Origin of the sequence: Microbulbifer taiwanensis (assembly GCF_014904815.1) — a bacterium.
Classification (GTDB): domain Bacteria; phylum Pseudomonadota; class Gammaproteobacteria; order Pseudomonadales; family Cellvibrionaceae; genus Microbulbifer; species Microbulbifer taiwanensis.
In genome coordinates, this window is the sequence record NZ_JACZFR010000053.1 from 15,132 (window position 1) to 36,232 (window position 21,101).

17 protein-coding genes and 1 other RNA gene are annotated in these 21,101 nt (G+C 62.1%); 17 read left to right on the forward strand and 1 reads right to left on the reverse strand.

Going from position 1 to position 21,101, the window contains the following annotated elements; all coding sequences use genetic code 11:
- Nucleotides 1-12: 12 nt before the first annotated feature.
- Nucleotides 13-852: a helix-turn-helix transcriptional regulator gene (locus tag IG627_RS17580; RefSeq protein ID WP_193194056.1), complete on the reverse strand. Its 840-nt coding sequence runs from the start codon at nucleotides 850-852 to the stop codon at nucleotides 13-15.
- A gap of 641 nt (nucleotides 853-1,493) precedes the next feature.
- Here IG627_RS17580 and rnpB point away from each other — a divergent pair.
- The 17 genes from rnpB to IG627_RS17665 all read left to right on the forward strand — a co-directional run bounded on the left by rnpB (nucleotide 1,494) and on the right by IG627_RS17665 (nucleotide 21,062).
- Nucleotides 1,494-1,850: RNase P RNA component class A (gene rnpB, locus IG627_RS17585), an RNA gene on the forward strand.
- Between the two features lie 556 nt (nucleotides 1,851-2,406).
- On the forward strand, nucleotides 2,407-2,850 hold the full coding sequence (gene mraZ / locus IG627_RS17590; RefSeq protein ID WP_193194058.1) for a division/cell wall cluster transcriptional repressor MraZ: 444 nt from the start codon (nucleotides 2,407-2,409) through the stop codon (nucleotides 2,848-2,850).
- A gap of 12 nt (nucleotides 2,851-2,862) precedes the next feature.
- The gene (gene rsmH / locus IG627_RS17595; protein WP_193194059.1) at nucleotides 2,863-3,789 is read left to right on the forward strand and encodes a 16S rRNA (cytosine(1402)-N(4))-methyltransferase RsmH; all 927 of its coding nucleotides are present in this window, start codon (nucleotides 2,863-2,865) and stop codon (nucleotides 3,787-3,789) included.
- A complete protein-coding gene (gene ftsL / locus IG627_RS17600; RefSeq protein ID WP_319024599.1) occupies nucleotides 3,786-4,061 on the forward strand; it encodes a cell division protein FtsL in 276 nt (91 codons plus the stop codon). Before rsmH ends, ftsL begins: the two co-directional genes overlap by 4 nt.
- A 36-nt stretch (nucleotides 4,062-4,097) precedes the next feature.
- Entirely contained in the window at nucleotides 4,098-5,855 is a 1,758-nt protein-coding gene (locus tag IG627_RS17605; protein WP_193194061.1) for a peptidoglycan D,D-transpeptidase FtsI family protein, read from the forward strand.
- Complete coding sequence (locus IG627_RS17610) at nucleotides 5,852-7,375, forward strand: UDP-N-acetylmuramoyl-L-alanyl-D-glutamate--2,6-diaminopimelate ligase (protein ID WP_193194063.1); 1,524 nt, start codon at nucleotides 5,852-5,854, stop codon at nucleotides 7,373-7,375. The genes IG627_RS17605 and IG627_RS17610 overlap by 4 nt, the downstream gene beginning before the upstream one ends.
- Entirely contained in the window at nucleotides 7,372-8,769 is a 1,398-nt protein-coding gene (locus IG627_RS17615; protein WP_193194065.1) for a UDP-N-acetylmuramoyl-tripeptide--D-alanyl-D-alanine ligase, read from the forward strand. The genes IG627_RS17610 and IG627_RS17615 overlap by 4 nt, the downstream gene beginning before the upstream one ends.
- Complete coding sequence (gene mraY / locus IG627_RS17620; protein WP_193194066.1) at nucleotides 8,769-9,854, forward strand: phospho-N-acetylmuramoyl-pentapeptide-transferase; 1,086 nt, start codon at nucleotides 8,769-8,771, stop codon at nucleotides 9,852-9,854. Before IG627_RS17615 ends, mraY begins: the two co-directional genes overlap by 1 nt.
- 7 nt (nucleotides 9,855-9,861) lie before the next feature.
- Nucleotides 9,862-11,244: a UDP-N-acetylmuramoyl-L-alanine--D-glutamate ligase gene (gene murD / locus IG627_RS17625; protein ID WP_193194067.1), complete on the forward strand. Its 1,383-nt coding sequence runs from the start codon at nucleotides 9,862-9,864 to the stop codon at nucleotides 11,242-11,244.
- Nucleotides 11,241-12,458 carry a putative lipid II flippase FtsW gene (gene ftsW / locus IG627_RS17630; protein WP_193194068.1) on the forward strand — a complete coding sequence of 406 codons (1,218 nt, stop codon included), beginning with the start codon at nucleotides 11,241-11,243 and terminating at the stop codon, nucleotides 12,456-12,458. Before murD ends, ftsW begins: the two co-directional genes overlap by 4 nt.
- Nucleotides 12,458-13,555 (forward strand): undecaprenyldiphospho-muramoylpentapeptide beta-N-acetylglucosaminyltransferase, encoded by a 1,098-nt coding sequence (gene murG / locus IG627_RS17635; RefSeq protein WP_193194069.1) that lies wholly within the window; start codon nucleotides 12,458-12,460, stop codon nucleotides 13,553-13,555. Before ftsW ends, murG begins: the two co-directional genes overlap by 1 nt.
- A 24-nt stretch (nucleotides 13,556-13,579) precedes the next feature.
- Nucleotides 13,580-15,025: a UDP-N-acetylmuramate--L-alanine ligase gene (gene murC, locus IG627_RS17640; protein WP_193194070.1), complete on the forward strand. Its 1,446-nt coding sequence runs from the start codon at nucleotides 13,580-13,582 to the stop codon at nucleotides 15,023-15,025.
- A gap of 33 nt (nucleotides 15,026-15,058) precedes the next feature.
- Nucleotides 15,059-15,865, forward strand: coding sequence for a cell division protein FtsQ/DivIB (locus tag IG627_RS17645; RefSeq protein WP_193194072.1), 807 nt, complete (start codon nucleotides 15,059-15,061; stop codon nucleotides 15,863-15,865).
- Nucleotides 15,866-15,974: 109 nt separating this feature from the next.
- Nucleotides 15,975-17,210 carry a cell division protein FtsA gene (ftsA, locus tag IG627_RS17650; protein WP_193194074.1) on the forward strand — a complete coding sequence of 412 codons (1,236 nt, stop codon included), beginning with the start codon at nucleotides 15,975-15,977 and terminating at the stop codon, nucleotides 17,208-17,210.
- A gap of 149 nt (nucleotides 17,211-17,359) precedes the next feature.
- The gene (ftsZ, locus tag IG627_RS17655; RefSeq protein WP_193194076.1) at nucleotides 17,360-18,577 is read left to right on the forward strand and encodes a cell division protein FtsZ; all 1,218 of its coding nucleotides are present in this window, start codon (nucleotides 17,360-17,362) and stop codon (nucleotides 18,575-18,577) included.
- A gap of 380 nt (nucleotides 18,578-18,957) precedes the next feature.
- The gene (lpxC, locus tag IG627_RS17660; protein WP_193194078.1) at nucleotides 18,958-19,869 is read left to right on the forward strand and encodes a UDP-3-O-acyl-N-acetylglucosamine deacetylase; all 912 of its coding nucleotides are present in this window, start codon (nucleotides 18,958-18,960) and stop codon (nucleotides 19,867-19,869) included.
- A gap of 257 nt (nucleotides 19,870-20,126) precedes the next feature.
- A complete protein-coding gene (locus IG627_RS17665) occupies nucleotides 20,127-21,062 on the forward strand; it encodes a M23 family metallopeptidase (RefSeq protein WP_193194081.1) in 936 nt (311 codons plus the stop codon).
- Nucleotides 21,063-21,101: the final 39 nt, after the last annotated feature.

A 21,101-nucleotide genomic window follows, 5' to 3' on the forward strand; every position in this document is an offset into this window, starting at 1 on the left:
GACTTGAGTTGCCTAGCTGCCGGATTCCAGGCTGATCAGAGGATCCGAATCGGACTCGGCGTGGTGGCGCAGGGCGCTGATAAACAGGTAGAAAAGCTCTGATTGGGAGGTGATATCGAGTTTGGTGTAGATGTGCTTGCGGTGTGTCTTGATGGTATCGACACTCGCATCCAGCCGCTCCGCCATCGATTTTATCGAGTGACCGCGCATGGTCATGTGCAGAACCTCGCACTCGCGTCTTGTCAGCACCGAAGTGCCGAAATTCTCCAGGGCGCTGTCCAGGCGATTGCCGAAGGATTCTGATTCCGCGGTATCGCGGTCCTGCATCCACTTGCGCAGTAGGCTTTTTACCAATGGAAACAGCGAGCGCAACAGTGTGACTTCCTCGCCGGAAAAACGCCCTCCGCAGAGGTCCTCCGAGCGCCCGATCGACAGGCTGGCGACGGTGCCGTCCTCCCCCTGAACCAGGTAACAGGCCTCGTCACTGAGGTGTGCCTCGCGGTAGTAGACGCGAAAGTATTCCGTCTGCTCGAAGGCGTCGGGTGCGACTTCCCGCAGCAGGAAGAGGCCCTCGCGGCCTTCGTCTATAGCAGTGCGGAAGAAGGGGTCCAGCAAGTAGGCACCGTCTACATAGCGGTCGACCTGGGTGCTGGGTTTTTCGTTGGCGAGCAGGCGGTGGTGCGTGACCTGGGGGCTGGATTTTTTCGGGTAGAGGATGGCCATGCTGCTGTTGCCGTGCACCAGCGCCTCCGCCCCTTTCAACAGCTCGTAGATGCTCTCCGAGTCGGATGCGCTTTCGAAAATCCTGGCGATGGTCTGGTGCCAGCTTGTCAGATTGATGGCTGTATTCATGGGGATTTTATTCGGCCAAGCAATGGTTGCTCCGGTGCGGGTCTGTTGCCGACAATAGTATCAAAACTCCCGGTATAGGCGTACTTAAAATCGATTCTGTTGATGACTGTTTGCCGTAACTTTCGCCGATTTCGCCGGTATAAAATATGTTCTTGAATGGGGTGGAAAAAGTTGCTCCTTTGGCACGCAATAGAGGAAAACTTCCATCGTCTCGATTAGGATATTTCCGTTCTAATTTCGCGACTGTTTGCGGCCGCAGCATATTTATCGACATGTATCTCTGATGAGCTTATTCCTGTGGGAGGGGACTCCATCGGTGGGGGGCTGTTTCTCCGCCCGTCTAAATCGAACTCGAGCTGTCGGCAAAAAATGGTTGGATCCACTTAGCAGCCGTGCGGCACCCGTCCATATGCACAAGCGACGGGATTGGCTTAGGCCCTGGTAGGGATGGATGCGTGACTGTCCCGCAGCTTGTAGTTCTAGGGCACCGCCTCCCGCGACCGTGGCGCGGGCGTCTCGGCGCTCCGAGGGTCATCGGCACCTCCCGAGGTGGCGAAAGTCGCACTCCGCGCCTGGTTTGCGGCGGGCCCCGGCTACCGATACCTCTTGCATTCCCCCCGCCCGCTCATTACCCTTCGCCGCGAGCTGGCCGGGCAATCGCTGTTTCCCTTCGGGGAGATGGAGGAAAGTCCGGGCTCCATAGGGTGGGACGCCAGGTAACGCCTGGGGGGCGCGAGCCTACGGAAAGTGCAGCAGAGAGTAGACCGCCGATGGCTCTTTCGGGAGCACAGGTAAGGGTGAAAGGGTGCGGTAAGAGCGCACCGCGCGGCTGGTAACAGTCCGCGGCACGGTAAACCCCGTCCGGAGCAAGACCAAATAGGCCCTCTACAGGTGTGACCCGCACCGAGGGCGGGTAGGTCGCTTGAGGTGTGTGGCGACATACATCCCAGATGAATGATTGTCCTCGACAGAACCCGGCTTACAGGCCAGCTCGACAAATTCCGAAAGCCCCGGCATCCGCAGGGGCTTTCTTTTTTCCATCCACGGTTTCTTCGTTAATTGGTCCCGTTTCCATTTTGGGTTCACCTGGTTTTCGCGGTCGCCCGTCCTCCGGCAATGAATTTCCTGTCATACCTGGCAATTGCTATAAGCGTTCGCTAACAAATTCAATTTCAGGATTATCCATCCGGAAGTTAAAGTAGTCTCTCAAGTTGAATAAGTAAGTGCTTGCTTCGTTTTGCAATTGTAGTGCTGCGAGCTGTCTATTTTTTCGTCTCCCCCCTCTCCAGCCCGCGAAATTACTGGGATTTCACGGCGCTTTGCCGTTGATTTCCTTGACTTTGCGCAGTCCAGATTTATAGTGTCGTCAGTGGGGAAAAGTGGTTTTTTGTGGGGTTTGGTGGTTTATTCGTGGCTGTGAGTGGGTATTTACACCGCGCGAATGAAAATTGCGCAAAATTTCTCCATATGAAATTGGTAGTAGAGAAGCTCGATAAAAGACCCGCACCGATAGGTGCTTAACCGGCGCAAGCGAACAAAGCACACAGACACAAAGTGTATTTAGGCAGCCACGCAATCAATATGGACGCCAAGGGGCGTCTGGCCATTCCGGCGCGTGTTCGCGACACGCTGCTGGAAGACTGTGCCGGCCGCCTGGTGGTGACTGCTCACACCGAGGAGCGCTGCCTGCTGGTTTATCCCGAACCCCAGTGGCAGGAAATTCTGCCGAAGATCGAAGCCCTGTCCAGCTTTAACAAGGTGGCGCGCCGCGCCCAGCGGCTGTTGATCGGATACGCCTGCGAGCTGCAGGTGGACGGCAACGGCCGCGTGCTGATTCCGCCGACCCTGCGCGAGTATGCCGGCCTGGAGAAGAAGCTGATGCTGGTGGGGCAGGGCAAGAAACTGGAGTTGTGGAGCGAGGACCGCTGGATGTCCTGGCTCGACGACAGCGAGGGCGAGGGCGAGATGCCGGAGGAGATGGCGTCCCTCTCTTTATAAGGAGAACACAGGGTGTCTCAAGAACTGCATCGCAGTGTGTTGCTGCGCGAGGCCGTGGACGCCCTGGTCACCGACCCGGGCGGCTTTTATATAGACGGCACCTTCGGTCGCGGCGGCCACAGTGCGGCGATTCTGGAAAGGCTGAATCGAGATGGCCGCCTGCTGGGCATCGACAAGGATCCACAGGCAGTTGCCTACGCGGGGGAACGCTTTGGCGGCGACGAGCGCTTCGCCATCTGGCACGGCTCCTTCGCCGATATGGATAGAGCCGCCGCGGAGCGGGCCGGCAAGGTGACCGGAATACTGCTGGACCTGGGCGTCTCTTCGCCACAGCTGGACCAGGCCGAGCGCGGCTTCAGCTTTATGCAGGACGGCCCGCTGGATATGCGTATGGACACCAGCCGCGGCATGAGTGCGGCGGACTGGGTCAACAGCGAATCGGAAGCGGAGCTCTCAAGGGTATTCAAAGAGTACGGCGAGGAGCGTTTCGCCCGCCGTATGGCTGGAGCCATAGTCCGGCGCCGGGTAGAGAAGCCGTTCGAGCGCACCCTGGACCTGGCGGAAGTGGTCAAGGAGGCCAATCCGGCCTGGGAGAAGGGCAAGCACCCGGCCACGCGCGTGTTCCAGGCGATCCGTATCCATATCAATGGCGAGCTGGAAGACCTGCAGCAGACGCTGGACAAGTCCCTGCAGCTGCTCGCCCCCGGCGGACGCCTGGTGGTGATCAGTTTCCACTCGCTGGAAGATCGCATGGTGAAGCGCTTTATCCGCGACAAGGAACGCGGTCCGAAGCTGCCCAGGGGGTTGCCGGTCATGGACAGCCAGATCGCCAAGACACTGAAATCCGTCGGCAAGGCGATCAAGGCCGATACCGGCGAGGTGGGTGAAAACGTCCGCTCGCGCAGTGCGGTGATGAGAGTTGCGGAGAAATTGGGGTGAGCGGCAGGAAGAAACTGGCAATGGCGCTGCTGTGGCTGGCGACTATCGCCACGGCCTTGGCGGTGGTGCACAGCACCCAGCGCAGTCGTGAACTGACCGCACAGCTGGGGCAGGCGCAGAAAGCGCGCGATGAGCTGCGTTATGAACAGGAGCGACTGCTGCTGGAAAAAGGCGCCTGGTCCGCCTACAGCCGCATCGAAAAGGTGGCGCGGGAAGAATTGGACATGCACGTGCCGGCACCGGATGAGCGGGTGCTGGTGCCGGCAAAATAACAATCGAAACCATAAAACGATAGGGATGGGAGCGCCATGGGCGCAGTCAAGAGACAGCAGGTTCAGCCGGGTATCGCCCGCTGGCGCTTCGCGCTGGTGGCGGTACTGCTGTGCCTGCTCGCCCTGGCCCTGGTGCTGCATCTGGCGCGCCTGCAGGTGCTGCCGGAGGCCGAGCGCGGTTACCGCTTCCTGCAAGACCAGGGCCGCGCGCGCACCATCCGCACCGAGGAAATCGCCGCCTATCGCGGTTCCATCGTCGATCGCAACGGCGAACTGCTGGCGGTCAGTACGCCGGTACACAGCCTCTGGGCCAATCCGCAACTGCTGCGCGAGGCCAGCGCTGACGAGCTGCGCAAACTGGCCGCGGCCCTGGAAATGAAGCCGGCATCCCTGGCAAAGCGCCTGGATAAATATCGCAACAAAGAATTTATGTACCTGCGCCGCCACCTGTCCCCGGAGCGGGCCGGCGAGGCACTGGGCCTGGAACTGGCCGGTGTCTACAGCCGGAAGGAGTACCGCCGCTTTTACCCCGCCGGAGAGGTGGTGGCGCAACTGCTCGGCTTTACCAATATTGATGACCGCGGCCAGGAGGGGCTGGAGCTGGCCTATGACGACTGGCTCACCGGCCAGCCGGGTGCGCAGCAGGTGGTCAAGGACCTGAAGGGCCGCAGGGTGCAGGACCTGGCGACCCAGCGCGAGGCGAGACCCGGTCGCGACCTGCGCCTGTCCATCGATATGCGCCTGCAGTATCTGGCCTATCGTGAACTGAAGAAGGCGGTGTCTGAGAATGGCGCCGCCTCCGGTTTTATGGTGATCCTGGATACCCAGAGCGGCGACGTGCTGGCGATGGCCAACCAGCCGTCCTTCAACCCGAACAACCGCCACGGCGTCAAAGCGGCGGCGATGCGCAACCGCGCACTGATCGACCAGTTTGAGCCGGGCTCCACGGTCAAGCCGCTGACCGTACTGGCGGCACTGGAGAGCGGTCGCTACCAGCCGCACACCCAGATAGACACCAGCCCCGGCTATATCCGCCTGCCGGGCAAGACACTGGTGGATCACCGCAATTACGGCCTGATGGACCTGACCAAGATCATTACTAAGTCGAGCCAGGTGGGTATCACAAAAATTGCCCTGGACCTGGAACCAAACTCGTTGCGGGAACTCTTTTACCGACTGGGTCTGGGGGAGGCGGTTGGCAGCGGCTTCCCCGGTGAGGCGGCGGGGATATTGCCCAGCCGCAGTCGTTGGCACCCAATCGAGCGGGCCAACTTCGCCTTCGGCTACGGTTTAACGGTGAATGCGGTGCAGCTGGCCCAGGCCTACAGCGTACTAGCCAATGCCGGGATCAAGCGCCCGGTTTCCCTGGTTTTATCCGGCGACAAAACAGAGGCGGAACCGGAGCGGGTGGTCGAGGGGCCCCTGGCCGAACAGGTTACAGGGATGCTGGAAACCGTGATTGGCCGAGGTACCGGCAAGCGGGCCGCCGTCGAGGGCTATCGGGTGGCCGGCAAAACGGGAACGGCCCACAAGGTGGGCAGTGAAGGTTATATCGACAATCGCTACCGCTCGGTCTTCGCGGGCTTTATTCCCGCCGACAAACCGCGCCTGGCTGCGGTTGTCGTGATCGACGACCCCAGCCGGGCCAAATACTACGGTGGCGAAGTGGCCGCGCCGGTGTTCGGCTCGGTCATGGCCGGTGCCATGCGCCTGCTGCAGGTACCGCCGGCGGAGCTGACCCCGGCGGAGCGGCAGCTGGCCGCGCAGTTGAACGAGAGAGGTACCAAATCGTGAGTCAGCGTGAACAGAGAACAGTTTCATTAAAGGACCTGGTACCGGGATATGCCGGTATTCCCGACGTGCCGGTAACCGGTGTGGCCCTGGATAGCCGCTTGGTGCAACCGGGCGATGTGTTTATGGCCCTGCGCGGCACCGTCGTCGATGGGCGCGAATATATAGATGCAGCCATAGCCTCTGGCGCGGCAGCGGTACTGGCCGACGGCGACCAGCTGGAGTCAAGGGAACGCGAAGGTATTCAGGTTGTGAGCGTGCCGGGTCTGGCCAAGCGCGTCGGTGAGATAGCCGCGCGCTTCCACGGCAATCCCACCGAGCAGATGCACCTGGTGGGAGTGACCGGTACCAACGGCAAGACCACCTGCGCCTACCTGACCTCACAGCTGCTGGCACGCCATTTTGGCAGCGCCGCGCTGATGGGCACCATTGGCAACGGCATCTGGGCTGACGGCACTATCGAACTGCAGGAAACCGGTCTGACGACCCCGGATCCGGTGCGCTTGCAGGCGGACTATGCGGCTTTCCGCGATCGGGATGTGCGCGCCGCGGCTATGGAGGTCTCCTCCCACTCCCTGTCCCAGGGCAGGGTGCATGGGCTGATTTTCGATACCGCCATCTTTACCAACCTGTCGCGGGACCACCTGGATTACCACGGTAATATGGCCGCTTATGGCGCCGCCAAGGAAAAGCTGTTCGGTCTGCCGAAACTGAAGCGCGGCATCATCAACCTGGACGACCCCTTCGGCGCCCAGCTGGCGGAACGCTGCAAGCTGCGCAACCTGAAAGTCATCACTTACGGTTTGCAGGCGGGCGACCTGCACGCGACGGATTTGCGCCGCCACGAGGGCGGTTTCTCGGTGCAATTGACAACTCCCTGGGGCAGCGGCGAGCTGCGGGCGCCGCTGATCGGCGACTTCAATATTCACAATGCACTGGCAGTGGTGGCCGCGGCGGCCTCGGCGGGTATGCCGTTCGAGGAGATACTGGCGGCCTTCCCGACCATTGTGCCGGTGCCGGGGCGTATGGAACCGGTCAAAGTCGGGGGCGAAGATGAAATCAGCGTGCTGGTGGATTATGCCCACACGCCGGATGCACTGCGCGCGGCCCTGGCCGCGGCGCGCCCCTACTGCCGCGGCAAACTCTGGTGCCTTTTCGGCTGCGGCGGTGATCGCGATACCGGCAAGCGCGCGCCCATGGGCCGCATAGCTTCGGAGATGGCGGATCATGCGATTGTCACCAGCGACAATCCGCGTAGCGAGGACCCGCAGAAAATCATCGACGATATTCTCGAGGGCGCGGCCAGCAATATCGAGGTGGAAATAGACCGTGCCGCGGCAATTGCGCGCGCGGTAACTTCGGCCGAGCCCGGCGACATCGTGCTGATTGCCGGCAAGGGCCACGAGGACTACCAGATTATCGGCCGCGAGAAGATTCACTTCTGCGATCGCGAACAGGCGGCTGCGGCACTGAAAAGGCGCGCGGCCGCACGCGCGGGCGAAATAAAGGGGGAGTCCGAGTGATCAGCCCACTCTCTCTGCAACAACTACAGGGGCGCTTCGGCGGCGAGCTGGTCAACGGCTCGGTGCAGTTCGAGCGCGTGTGCACCGACACCCGCAAGATCGATTCGCAGGCCCTGTTTGTCGCCCTTAAGGGAGAGAACTTCGACGCCCACGATTTTGTACTCGAGTTGGAAAGCGCCGGTGAACTGGATGGCCAGGTTCTGGGCCTGGTAGTGGATCGGGAAATTCCCGGCTGCAGGCTGCCGCAATGGCGGGTGGCGAACACCACTGTAGCTCTGGGCCAGATTGGCCGCCTGTGCCGCGACCAGTTCAAGGGGCGGGTGATCGCGATTACCGGTTCCTGCGGTAAGACCACGGTGAAGGAAATGCTCGCGGCGATTTTCGCCCAGCGCCACAACCCCTGTGTGACCCGCGGCAACCTGAACAACCAGTTCGGCCTGCCGATGACCCTGTTCGGCCTGTGCGCGGATCACGACGTGCTGATCCTGGAGATGGGCGCCAGCGGGCCGGATGAGATCGGCTACCTGTGCGGAATCGGCAAGCCACAGGTGAGTGCCGTCAACAATGTCATGCCCGCCCACGTCGAGGGTTTCGGTTCCGTTGACGCTATCGCCAGGGCCAAGGGACAGATCTATACCGGCCTCGAAGTGGGCGGTACCGCGGTGGTCAATGTCGATGACGGCTACGCAAACTACTGGCTCGACCAGATGCCCGAGGGTGTGCACACCCTGGAAGTGGGGCTGGGGCACCAGTGCGCAATCAGCGCGGACAATATTGAATTGACCGAAAGCGGCTGTCCCTCTTTCGATCTGGTGGTCGAGGGGCTGGCGCACCTGGTGCAGCTACAGCTGCTCGGCGAGCACAATGTGCACAACGCACTGGTCGCCGCCGGCTGTGCCTTTGCTGCCGGTGTGCCGGCGGCGGAAATCGCCAGCGGATTGGGCGGGCTCGGTGGCGTCGCCGGTCGCATGCAGGAGTTGAAGGGGCTCAGTGGCGCGGCGATTATCGACGACAGCTACAACGCCAACCCCGGCTCTGTGGCGGCGGCGATAGAACTGCTGGCGCAGCGCCACGGCAGGAAAATCCTGGTGCTCGGCGATATGGCCGAACTGGGCCCGGACGCCGATGCCATGCACCGGGAGATAGGCCGGCTGGCGCGGGAGCGCGGCCTGGACACACTGTTTACCCTGGGCCCGCTGGGTGCTGCCGCCAGCGTCGCTTTCAGTGCCGGGCGCCATCAGCCCCTGCACAACTACCGCGAAAGGGCGCCGCTGCTGGCGGCGCTCACGCATGAATTGAACGAAAACACCACTGTGCTGGTGAAAGGTTCCCGCAGTGCCCGTATGGAACTGGTGGTGCAGGCGCTGACCGGGAACGATAAAGAGGATAAATAATGCTGCTCTGGCTGGCAGAATTACTGCAACAACATGTGAGCACTTTCGCGGTGTTCAATTACCTGACGGTGCGCGCCATCCTCGGCGCGCTGACTGCGCTGGGTATTTCCCTGATCGTGGGCCCGCGCATGATCACCTGGCTGAACCAGCTGCAGGTGGGGCAGGCGGTGCGCGACGACGGCCCGCAGACCCATTTGAGCAAGTCCGGCACGCCCACCATGGGTGGCACCCTGATCCTGGCCTCGATTTTTTCCTCCGCGCTACTGTGGTCGGATCTCTCCAACCGCTATGTGTGGGTCACCCTGCTGGTGACTTTTGTATTCGGTGCCGTGGGTTTTGTCGACGACTACAAAAAAGTGGTGCACAAGAATCCGCGTGGCCTGATCGCGCGCTGGAAATATTTCTGGCAGTCGATCGCCGGTCTGGGCGCGGCCATCTACCTGTATATGAGCGCGACCAGCCCGGCGGAAACCCAGTTTTTTGTGCCCTTCTTCAAGGATGTGGCCATCAACATGGGGCCGGTGTTCTTTATCCTGCTGACCTATTTCGTTGTGGTGGGCTCGAGCAATGCGGTGAACCTGACCGACGGTCTCGACGGCCTGGCGATCATGCCGACGGTGATGGTCGGCGGCGCCCTTGGCCTTATCGCCTACCTGGCGGGCCATATGGAGTTCGCCAACTACCTGCATATCCCGTCGATCCCCGGCGCCGGCGAACTGGCGGTATTCTGTGCGGCCCTGGGCGGTGCCGGGCTCGGCTTTTTGTGGTTCAACACCTATCCGGCGCAGGTATTTATGGGCGATGTGGGTGCCCTGGCCCTGGGGGCGGCGCTGGGCATTATTGCCGTGATCACCCGCCACGAAATCGTATTGTTCATCATGGGCGGCGTCTTCGTGATGGAGACGGTATCGGTCATCCTGCAGGTGGCGTCTTTCAAACTGACCGGCAAGCGCATTTTCCGCATGGCGCCGCTGCATCACCATTTTGAGCTGAAGGGCTGGCCGGAGCCGCGCGTGATCGTGCGCTTCTGGATCATCACCGTTGTGCTGGTGCTGGCAGGTTTGGCAACACTTAAATTGCGATAAGTAAAAAATGACATTGATCGCGACTTCGGAGAAAAAAGTGGTAATCGGCATGGGCGCTACCGGTGTTTCGGCAGCGCGCTTTTTGCTGCGTGCCGGAATCACTCCCGTAGTTGTGGACAGCCGCAGCCAACCGCCGGGCCTGGATGCCTTCCGTGAGGAATTCCCCCAGGTGCCGGTGGAAACCGGCCCGCTGAATGCGGAAACCATGCTCGCCGCCAGTGAGATTATCGCCAGCCCGGGCGTAGCGCTGGCCGAGCCGGCGCTGCAGCAGGCGCTGAAGGCGGGCATCCCGGTGATCGGCGATATCGAACTCTTCGCGCGCGAGCTGGCGAAACTGGATATGCCGCCCAGGGTGGTCGCCATTACCGGCTCCAACGGCAAGAGCACCGTGACCACCCTGGTGGGAATGATGGCCGAAAAGGCCGGTGTGGACGCGCGCGTGGGCGGCAATATCGGTGTGCCGGTGCTGGACCTGCTACAGCAGCCGCTGCCGCAACTGTTCGTGCTGGAGCTGTCCAGCTTCCAGTTGGAGACCACCAGTTCCCTGGCGCCGGCGGCGGCCACGATTCTGAACCTTAGCGCGGACCATATGGACCGCTACGACACGCTGGCGGATTACCACAGGGCCAAACAGCGTATCTATCGCAACGCGAAACAGCTGGTGGTCAATCGCGCGGATCCGCTGACCCGCGGCCCGCTGTCCCGCGACAGCCGCGAGTGGAGCTTCGGCCTGGACCAGCCGGACCTGCAGCAGTTCGGCCTGAAGAAAGCCGATGGAAAAGAGTGGCTGGTGCAGGGCCTGGAAAAGCTGCTGCCGGTCGGCGATATGGCGATGGTGGGCAGACACAATGTCGCCAATGCGCTGGCGGCGCTGGCGCTGGGCAATGCGGTGGAGCTGCCGATGGCGGCGATGCTATCGGCACTGCGGAGCTTTAACGGCCTGTCGCACCGCTGCGAGCGGGTTGCGGACCTGGACGGCGTCACTTTTGTGAACGATTCCAAGGGCACCAATGTCGGTGCCACCCGCGCGGCGCTGGACGGCCTCTCTACCGGGAACAGAAAAATTGTGCTGATCGCCGGCGGCGACGGGAAGGGCGCGGATTTCTCGCCGCTGGCGGAGTCCGCCGGCGCCCTGCGCGCGCTGGTCACCATCGGCGTCGACGGCGACAAGATTGCAAAGGTGTTCGAGGGCAAGGCAGAGATTCACCGCGCCCTTTCCATGGACGACGCGGTGGCGCAGGCGCGTGCACTGGCCAGCCGCGGCGACTATGTGCTGCTGTCGCCGGCCTGTGCCAGTTTTGATATGTACCGCAACTTTGAGGCGCGCGGCGACGATTTCCGTCGCGCCGTTGCGGCGCTCGGCAGCCTGCCGGTGGGAGGCGCCCAGTGACAGACATACAGGTAGCGCAGGAAAAGAATCTCGACTGGCTGTTGCCATTCTGTGTACTGGCACTGGTCAGCATCGGCGTTGTGATGGTGGCCTCCGCCTCCATCGCCTATGCGGCAGACGTGTACGGCGACCCCTGGTTTTTCCTCAAACGCCACCTGATGTATCTGGGTGTGGGTGCACTGGCGGCGCTGGTGGTGAGTCAGGTGCCGCTGTCGATCTGGTCGAGCCTGTCCTGGCCGCTGTTGCTCTTTTCCTGCCTGCTGCTGATGGCGGTGCTGGTTCCGGGCATAGGTCGTGAGGTGAACGGCAGTCGACGCTGGCTGGCGCTGGGCTCGATTACCGTGCAGCCGGCGGAAGTGGCCAAGTTCTGCCTGTTGGTATTTTTTGCCAGCTTCCTGACGCGCCGCAACCAGCAGCTGCGCCACTGGAGCAGTTTTATGGTGCCGGTGGTGATCCTGGGACTGGTGGCGATGTTGCTGTTGTTACAACCGGACTTCGGCTCGGTGGTGGTGATTTCCGGCACGGTTCTGGCGATGGTATTCCTCGCCGGTGCGCGCCTGCCGCACACCTTCCTGCTGGTGGCGGCGGCGGCCTCCGGCCTGGCGCTGATGGCGCTGGTGAGTCCCTACCGGCTGCAGCGGCTGATGACCTTCCTGGATCCCTGGGGAGACCAGTTCGCCAGCGGTTACCAGCTGACCCAATCGCTGATTGCCTTCGGCCGCGGTGAGTGGTTCGGTGTCGGTCTCGGCAACAGCGTGCAAAAGCTGTTCTACCTGCCGGAGGCGCACACGGACTTTATTTTCGCCATCCTCTCCGAGGAGTGGGGCATGGTCGGTGGCCTGGTGGTGATAGCGCTTTTCGTCGCCCTGACCTGGTCGCTGCTGCGCCTGGTGCGCGGCGCCCTGGCGCAGCAGAAATTTTTCGCCGCGCTGCTCGCATTCGGCATAGCGGTGCTGCTGGCGGGGCAGGCGTTTGTGAATATGGGCGTGGCCTCGGGCCTGCTGCCGACCAAGGGGCTGACACTGCCGTTTGTCAGTTCCGGCGGCAGCAGCCTGGTGATCTGCTGCACGTTGTTTGCGCTGGCGCTGCGACTGCAGACAGAGCTGAAGGAGAAGAGTGACAGCGAAAAGCCCGGCCTGGGCACAATCAGACAACTGCCGATCTTCAATCCGCTGCAATTGGGAGATCGCTCGCTGAAAGGGGAGGCGGCCTGATGGTTAAAAGTAGTGCGCCGTTTTCTAGTAAAAAATTCCTGGTGATGGCCGGCGGTACCGGTGGTCATGTATTCCCGGCACTGGCTGTGGCCCGCGCGCTGCAGGATCAGGGCGCGGTGGTCGAATGGCTGGGCACCGAGCGCGGCATAGAGGCGCAGCTGATTCCGGATGCGGATATACCGCTGCACTTTATTACTGTCGAGGGCGTGCGCGGCAAGGGCAAGCTGGCGCTGTTGAAGGCGCCGCTGCAGATACTGCGTGCCATTTCCCAGGCGCGCTCGGTGGTGAAGAAGGTGCAGCCGGACGCCGTGCTGGGGTTCGGCGGCTTTGCCACGGGGCCCGGCGGCGTCGCCGCGCGCCTGGGCCGCATACCGCTGATCATTCACGAACAGAATGCGGTGGCCGGCACCACCAATCGCCTGCTGGCCCGTATCGCCAGTCGGGTTCTGGAGGCCTTCCCCAGTGGACTGCCGGGCGGGCAGCAGGTGGGCAACCCGGTGCGCAGCGAGATAGCGCAGCTGCCGGAACCGCAGGCGCGTATTGGCAGCGAGAAACCGCTGCGCCTGCTGGTACTCGGTGGCAGCCTCGGCGCCGTGGCCATCAACGAACTGGTGCCCCAGGCGATCTCCATGCTGGACGGGGCACTGCGCCCGCGCATAGTGCACCAGGCCGGCAAGCGCCACCTGGATGTGGCGCGCGAGGCCTACCGGCAGGCGAACGTGGAAGCGGACGTAGTGCCGTTTATCGCCGATATGGCGGCGGCTTACAGTGCGGCGGACCTGATCATCTGCCGCTCCGGTGCGCTGACGGTATCGGAAATCGCCGCGGCGGGGGTGGGTGCCATCATGGTGCCTTTTCCGTTTGCGATCGACGACCACCAGACCAAGAACGGCGAGTGGCTGGCACAGGCCGGCGGCGCCATAGTGATACAGCAGGATGCGCTGGACGCGGCCAAACTGGCGGAGCTGCTGAAAGAAATGTTTGCCGACCCGCAAGAGCTGCTGGCGATGGCCGAGGCCGCGCGACGCGTGGCAAAAACCGATGCGACGGCGCAGGTGCTGGCGGCCTGTGGCGAAGAACTGGCCCTGGGGCAATGAGGTAGGTATATGTCCGAGCAACCGATGACAGCAGAGAAAAGTTACGGCGTACCCAGGATGCGCCGCGTCAGCCGTATTCACTTTATCGGTGTCGGTGGCGCGGGTATGAGTGGCATTGCCGAAGTGCTGCAGAACCAGGGCTACGAAGTGTCCGGTTCCGACCTGCGCGAGTCCTCGGTCACCGAGCGGCTGCGCAAGCTGGGTGTAAAAGTGCAAATCGGTCACAGTGCGGAAAATATCCGCGATGTGGATGTGGTGGTGAACTCCACTGCCGTGCACAGCGACAACCCGGAGCTGGTGGCGGCACACGAGAAGCGCACCCCGGTAGTGCGCCGCGCGGAGATGCTCGGCGAACTGATGCGCTACCGCTACGGTATCGCTGTCGCCGGTACGCACGGCAAGACCACCACCACCAGCCTGATCGCGTCGATTTTCGCCGCGGACAAAAAGGATCCGACCTTCGTGATCGGCGGCCTGGTCAATGCGGCCGGCGCCAACGCCGCGCTGGGCGAGAGCCGCTACCTGATTGCCGAGGCGGACGAGAGCGATGCGTCCTTTATCCATCTGCAACCGATGGTGACCGTCATCACCAATATCGATGCGGACCATATGGAGACCTACGGCGGTGACTTCGAGAAGGTCAAACAGATCTTTATCGATTTCGTGCACAACCTGCCTTTCTACGGTCTGGCAGTGGTCTGTGGCGACGACGAGCATATCCGCGAAGTGATACCCAAGTTCTCGCGCCCGGTGATCACCTACGGTTTCGATGAGGGCAACGACTTCCGCATCGTTGACGTGCAGCAGGAGCCGCTGCGCAGCCACTTCAGCGTGCAGCGCCCGGATGGCAAGCAGCTGGATGTCTGCGTCAATACGCCGGGCATTCACAATGTGCTGAATGCGACTGCCGCCATTGCCGTGGCCACCGATGAGGGGATTGGGGATGAGGCTATCTGCGCGGGCCTGAAGGGCTTCCAGGGCGTCGGCCGGCGTTTCCAGATTTACGGGCACTACGCTGTCAGCGACGACGGCAGTGCGGAGAAAGTGATGCTGGTGGACGACTACGGCCACCACCCGCGGGAAGTGGCCGCAACCATCAAGACGGTGCGCGACGGCTGGCCGGAGCGGCGCCTGGTAATGATCTACCAGCCGCATCGCTACACGCGCACCCGCGACCTGTTCGAGGATTTTGTGCAGGTACTGTCCCAGGTGGACAAATTGATATTGCTGGACGTGTACAGTGCCGGTGAGGCGCCTATCCCCGGCGCGGACGGCCGCACACTTGCGCGCAGCCTGCGCAATCGCGGCCAGGTGGACCCGATTTTTGTCGAGACCATCGAACAGGTGCCGCCGGTATTGGCGGATCTGCTCGAACCCGGCGATATAGTGCTGACCCAGGGCGCGGGAAATGTCGGTGCCCTGTCCCAGCAGCTGGCCCAGTGGCGCCTGGGTGAGGGAAATGCGGAATGATGAATTCGGAATGCGGAATGGAGTCTGCGTAGGATGGGCAAAGCACAGCGTGCCCATCAAAAAAAGAAAGTGCGCGGCGCCCGCCCGATTTCGGACCGTGGTGAGCGCGCGAGCCGGAACTGGCGGCCGCTGCTGATAATCGCGCTGGCGATGGGTACTTTAGCCGGCCTCAGCTACGGCGGTCTGTGGCTCTGGCAGCGCACCCCGGTGCAGCAATTGAGCCGGGTGGATGCACTGGAGCAGGTGCGGGTCAAGGGACCGTTCAACGCGGTGACCCAGCGGCAGGTAGAGGAGACGCTGCTGCCCTATTTGAGAGAGGGATTTTTCTCCGCGGATATCCGCGGTATGCGCGAGGCGCTGTTGCAGAATCCCTGGATTAGCGGGGCCTCGGTGAGCCGGCGCTGGCCCCGCGGGGTCGAGGTGGAAGTGCAGGAGGCGCAGCCACTGGCGGCCTGGGGCGAGGACAAACTGCTGGTGGCGAGCGGCGAGTTGCTGCCGCGGCCGGCGCAGATGAATAGCGGTCGCCTGCCGGAGCTGGCGGGTGACGAGGAGCTGGTGGAGCGCATAGTGGCGCAGTACCAGGCCCTCGCGGGGTTGCTGACCACGCGGGATATGGAAGTAAAGCGGTTGTCTTTCGACGACCTGGCAGGGTGGCAGCTGGAACTGGTTTCCGGTGTGCAACTGCATCTGGGGCACGACGAACTGCTGGAGCGGGTCAATCGATTCCTGCAGCTGAGTCGCGGTGTACTGGCACCACACCTGGAAAAGGTGTCCAGGGTGGATACCCGCTACGGCAACGCAGTGGCGGTGCAGTGGAAAGAAGACAAACAGCAAAACTGAGCGCAGCCAGAAGGTTGCGCTGAAAAACAAAATTTAAAAGCGAACGCTGTGCCCTGACCCGTTATTGGGAATGCGGCTCGGAGCACAGTTCAGCGAGGTTGGTACAAAAATGACACAAGCATCCGATCACCGCATGATCGTGGGCCTGGATATCGGCACTTCCAAAGTGGTCGCGATCGTCGGCGAGGTCGACCGCGATGGCGAGCTGAATATTGTCGGTATCGGTTCACACAGATCCACCGGTATGAAAAAGGGTGTAGTGGTGAATATCGAGTCCACCGTGCAGTCGATTCAGCGCGCGGTGGAGGAAGCGGAACTGATGGCCGGTTGTGAAATTCACTCGGTCTACGCCGGCATTGCCGGCAGCCATATCCGCAGTTTGAACAGCCACGGCATTGTTGCGATCAAGGATCGCGAGGTGACCCAGCAGGATCTCGACCGGGTTATCGATGCGGCGCGCGCCGTGGCGATTCCGGCGGACCAGAAAATCCTGCACACGCTGCCGCAGGAATTCCTGATCGACAACCAGGAGGGCGTCAAGGAACCCCTGGGTATGTCCGGAGTGCGCCTGGAAGCCAAGGTGCACCTGGTCAGCGGCGCGGTCAATGCGGCGCAGAATATCGAGAAGTGCATCCGCCGCTGCGGCCTGGAAGTGGAAGACATCATCCTCGAGCAGCTGGCCTCCAGCTACGCGGTACTGACCGAAGACGAAAAGGAACTCGGCGTGTGCATGGTGGATATCGGCGGCGGTACCACCGATATCGCGGTGTTTACCGGCGGTTCCATCCGCCACACCGGTGTCATCCCGATTGCCGGCGACCAGGTGACCAACGATATCGCCATGGCCTTGCGCACACCGACGCCGCACGCGGAGGAGTTGAAAATCAAATATGCCTGCGCCCTGGCCAAGCTGGCGCGCGAGGGCGAGACCATCAAGGTGCCGAGCGTCGGCGACCGCGCGCCGCGGGACCTGTCCCGGCAGGCACTGGCGGAAGTGGTGGAGCCGCGCTACGACGAGCTGTTTACCCTGGTGCAGGCGGAACTGCGCCGCAGCGGTTTCGAGGACCTGTGCGCGGCCGGCGTGGTGCTGACCGGCGGCTCCTCGAAAATGGAGGGCGCGGTGGAACTGGCCGAGGAGATTTTCCATATGCCGGTGCGCCTCGCCGTACCCCAGGGTGTGGCCGGACTGACCGATATTGTCAGCAACCCGATTTATTCCACCGGCGTGGGTTTGCTGATGTATGCCATGCAGCGGGAGGAGACCGGCGAGAGCCGCCAGCGCCCGGTGCGCAATGAGAACCAGTGGTGGGACAAGGTAAAGCACTGGTTCAGGGGAAATCTGTAAGGATGCAGGGTGATGAAAACGGAATGAAGAATTGATTGTGTAGGGTGCGCCTCGCGCACCAGTGACCGGAAAGGGGAATCCTTGGCCGGCACAAAAGTTTTTAGGGACCGAATTAAAAATTTTGACATGAGCAAAAAAGGGGAACAGCAATGTTCGAATTAGTCGATAGCGTACAGGATAAACCTGTCATCAAAGTGATCGGTGTCGGCGGCGGTGGCGGCAATGCGGTGAAGCATATGATCGTCAGCGAAGTGGAGGGTGTGGATTTCATCTGCGCCAACACGGATGCCCAGGCGCTGAAAGACATAGAGGCGCGCACCATTCTGCAGTTGGGTAACAGCATCACCCGCGGCCTCGGCGCCGGCGCCAACCCGGAAGTGGGCCGCCAGTCCGCGATGGAGGATCGCGAGCGCATCTCCGAGGTGCTGCAGGGTGCGGATATGGTGTTCATCACCGCCGGCATGGGCGGCGGTACCGGAACCGGCGGTGCGCCCATCGTGGCGGAAATCGCCAAGGATCTCGGTATCCTGACGGTCGCAGTGGTCACCCGCCCGTTCAAGATCGAGGGTCGCAAACGCTCGGTGGTGGCCGAGGAGGGCATTCTCGAGTTGCGCGACAAGGTCGACTCGCTGATCACCATTCCCAACGATCGCCTGCTGGAAGTACTGGGCAACAAGATCACCATGAAGGCCGCCTACAAGGAAGCGGACAATGTGCTGCTGGGTGCCGTGCAGGGTATCGCCGACCTGATGATCCGCCCGGGCATCATGAATGTGGACTTCGCCGACGTGCGCACCGTCATGTCCGAGATGGGCATGGCGATGATGGGCTCCGGCTCCGCCGTGGGTGAGAACCGCGCCCGCGAGGCGGCGGAGAAGGCGGTGCGTAGCCCGCTGCTGGACAACGTCAACCTGCAGGGCGCCCGCGGCATACTGGTGAATATCATCACCGGCAGCGAGGAGGGCGGTTGCCAGGAGCTGACCCTGGGCGAGTACTCCGAAGTGGGTGAAATCGTTCAGGAGATTGCCTCCGACGACGCCACCGTCGTGATCGGCACCGCCGTGGACGACAAGCTCGGCGACGAGATGCGCGTGACCGTGGTCGCCGCCGGCCTGGGCGAAGGCGCGCAACAGACCGCCCGCCCGACCAAGGTGGTGGACAACACCCGTCGCCCGCAGATGCACGAGGGCCGCGAAGCGCGCGAGAGCCAGGGCAGTTCGGCCGGACTGGCGGGTCGTGAAAGCGGCGACAACCGCGCGCGCGTCGAGAGCGAGCGTCCCAAACGCCCGGCTCCGGCGCTGAACCCGGCGGATACCGATATGGAGTACCTGGATATCCCCGCGTTCCTGCGCCGCCAGGCGGATTAAGGCGTTCGGCGACAGGCTGGAAGCGCCGTATCGGGGCAGCAACCCCGCTCATGTCACCCCGGCGCTCTCCTGGCGGAGAGGGCCGGAGCTGCCTCGACGGCGGTCTCCAGGTCGCATGACCTGACAGTCGATATCTGTTGTTAACCCGGGCCAGTCCCGGGTTAACAATTTTTAACAGCGATTAAGGCGAACGCCGCCCTAAAATACGGTCAAAGTAGTCGTTGTGGCGCAGCAGTCTTCGCGCTGCGCTACTCTGAAGGAATGGGGCGATAGACAGAAATGACTGCCTGGCTAGATGTGGTTTTGGCGTAATATTTCTGCTATGATCGCCGGCTCGCTGCGGCCTCTGTGCCGTTTACCGACTGGGAAAAGATACCTACATGATCAAACAGCGCACACTCAAGAATGCTATCCGCGCCACTGGCGTGGGCCTGCACACCGGCAAGAAGGTCGTCCTGACCCTGAAGCCGGCACCTGTGGACACTGGCATCGTGTTCCGCCGCACCGATCTGGATCCGGTGGTCGAGATAGAGGCCCGGGCGGAAAATGTGGGCGATACCCTGCTGTCCACCACCCTGGTCAAAGACGACGTGCGCATCGCCACCGTCGAGCACCTGCTGTCCGCCATGGCGGGCCTGGGTATCGACAATGCGGTTGTCGAGCTGTCCGCGCAGGAAGTGCCGATCATGGACGGCAGTGCCGGTCCCTTCGTATTCCTGATCCAGTCCGCGGGTATCCAGGAGCAGTCGGCGCCGAAGAAATTCCTGCGTATCAAGAAGCCGGTAACCGTGGAAGAGGGTGACAAGGTGGCCAGCTTCCTGCCGTTCAACGGCTTCAAGGTGTCTTTCACCATCGACTTCGATCACCCGGTGTTTCAGGGCCGCAACCTGACTTCCTCGGTGGACTTTTCCAGCACCTCCTTCGTCAAGGAAGTGAGTCGCGCGCGCACCTTCGGCTTTATGCACGAGATCGAGTACCTGCGCTCCAAGGGCCTGGTGCAGGGCGGCAGCGTCGACAACGCCATTGTGATCGACCAGTACCGCATCCTGAACGAGGGCGGGCTGCGCTACGAAGACGAATTTGTGAAACACAAGATCCTGGACGCCATCGGCGACCTGTATCTGCTGGGTACCAGCCTGATCGGTGAGTTCAAGGCGCACAAATCCGGTCACGCACTGAACAACAAGTCCCTGCGCAACCTGATGGCGCAGGAAGACGCCTGGGAAATGGTGACCTTCGAGGGCGAGCAGGAGGCCCCCATCTCCTACGTCAAGCCAATACTGGCGGTCTGAGCCAGATCCCGGAAGCCGGCATGAAAATTGCCGGCTTTTTCGTTGTGACCTGCCCGGCAGGTAATGGCTCCGCGTGGTGAATTTGCGGACCAGTAACAATTTTTGTCAGTCGACCGGTGTTACATTGGACAGGTTGGTCGGCTGAATTGCCATTGGAAAGGCGTGAAGGTGAAGCATGGAAGCGGTATTCCGCGCTTCGCAACAGAGCTAACGAAAACAACAAACTGTCGCTATCTGTCAAAAGCCACACGCCTGTTATGAAAATTATCCTGGTCAATGAACGCGGCGGTACGCGCAATCTCAGCTTCGGCGGCTTGAGCAAGGCGCTGTTGGGGCTGTGCCTGCTCGGCCTGCCCGTGGGCGCCTTCCTGATAGGCGCCAACCTGCCGGTCGCCGAAACCGATGTATTCGACTCCCGCACCGCCAAGGCCTGGAACAAGGCCCTGCGCAAGCAGCAGGAACAGATCGACGAGGCGGATCGCGAGGCCCGCGAACAGCTGACCGCATTGACGGTGAAGCTGGCGGAAATGCAGGCGCGCCTGACCCGCCTCGATGCCCTCGGCGAACGACTCACCACCGCGGCCAAACTCGATGAGGGCGAGTTCCAGTTCGGCAGCGCCCCCGCCCTCGGCGGTCCGGAAGACCCGGGTATCGCCGGCGCCTCCGAGTTGCCCTACCAGCCACCGGAGTTCCTCGAGGTGATCGGCGAGCTGTCCGAGCAGATCGACGACCGCCAGATGCAGCTCAATACCCTCGAGTCGCTGCTGGCCAGGCGCCAGCTGCAGGATGAGCAGTTTATCGCCGGGCGCCCGATCAGCCGCGGCTGGATGTCCTCCCGTTACGGCTACCGCACCGATCCCTTCACCGGCCGCCGCACCTGGCACAAGGGCGTGGATTTCGCCGGCAAGAAGGGTTCCGATGTGGTCTCCGTCGCCGCCGGCGTGGTGACCTGGGCCGAGGATCGCTACGGCTACGGCCAGTTGGTGGAAATCAACCACGGCAATGGCTACTCCACGCGTTACGGCCACAACAGTGAGATCAAGGTCAAGTTGGGTGACGTGGTCAAGAAGGGCCAGGTGATCGCGCTGATGGGCTCCAGCGGCCGCTCCACCGGCCCCCACGTGCACTTCGAGGTGTACAAGAACAACCGCCCGGTCGACCCGGCCAGCTATATCCGCCGCACCGGCAGATAACACCTATCCTCTTCCTATCGGCGCCACCGCCGGCAACTT

Excerpts from the sequence above, each read along its gene's own strand:
- murC (WP_193194070.1), top strand. The coding sequence starts at position 13,580 with ATGACAGCAGAGAAAAGTTACGGCGTACCCAGGATGCGCCGCGTCAGC.
- murD (WP_193194067.1), top strand. The coding sequence starts at position 9,862 with ATGACATTGATCGCGACTTCGGAGAAAAAAGTGGTAATCGGCATGGGC.
- murG (WP_193194069.1), top strand. The coding sequence starts at position 12,458 with ATGGTTAAAAGTAGTGCGCCGTTTTCTAGTAAAAAATTCCTGGTGATG.
- lpxC (WP_193194078.1), top strand. The coding sequence starts at position 18,958 with ATGATCAAACAGCGCACACTCAAGAATGCTATCCGCGCCACTGGCGTG.
- IG627_RS17645 (WP_193194072.1), top strand. The coding sequence starts at position 15,059 with ATGGGCAAAGCACAGCGTGCCCATCAAAAAAAGAAAGTGCGCGGCGCC.
- mraY (WP_193194066.1), top strand. The coding sequence starts at position 8,769 with ATGCTGCTCTGGCTGGCAGAATTACTGCAACAACATGTGAGCACTTTC.
- ftsA (WP_193194074.1), top strand. The coding sequence starts at position 15,975 with ATGACACAAGCATCCGATCACCGCATGATCGTGGGCCTGGATATCGGC.
- IG627_RS17580 (WP_193194056.1), bottom strand. The coding sequence starts at position 852 with ATGAATACAGCCATCAATCTGACAAGCTGGCACCAGACCATCGCCAGG.
- IG627_RS17665 (WP_193194081.1), top strand. The coding sequence starts at position 20,127 with ATGAAAATTATCCTGGTCAATGAACGCGGCGGTACGCGCAATCTCAGC.
- IG627_RS17605 (WP_193194061.1), top strand. The coding sequence starts at position 4,098 with ATGGGCGCAGTCAAGAGACAGCAGGTTCAGCCGGGTATCGCCCGCTGG.
- ftsZ (WP_193194076.1), top strand. The coding sequence starts at position 17,360 with ATGTTCGAATTAGTCGATAGCGTACAGGATAAACCTGTCATCAAAGTG.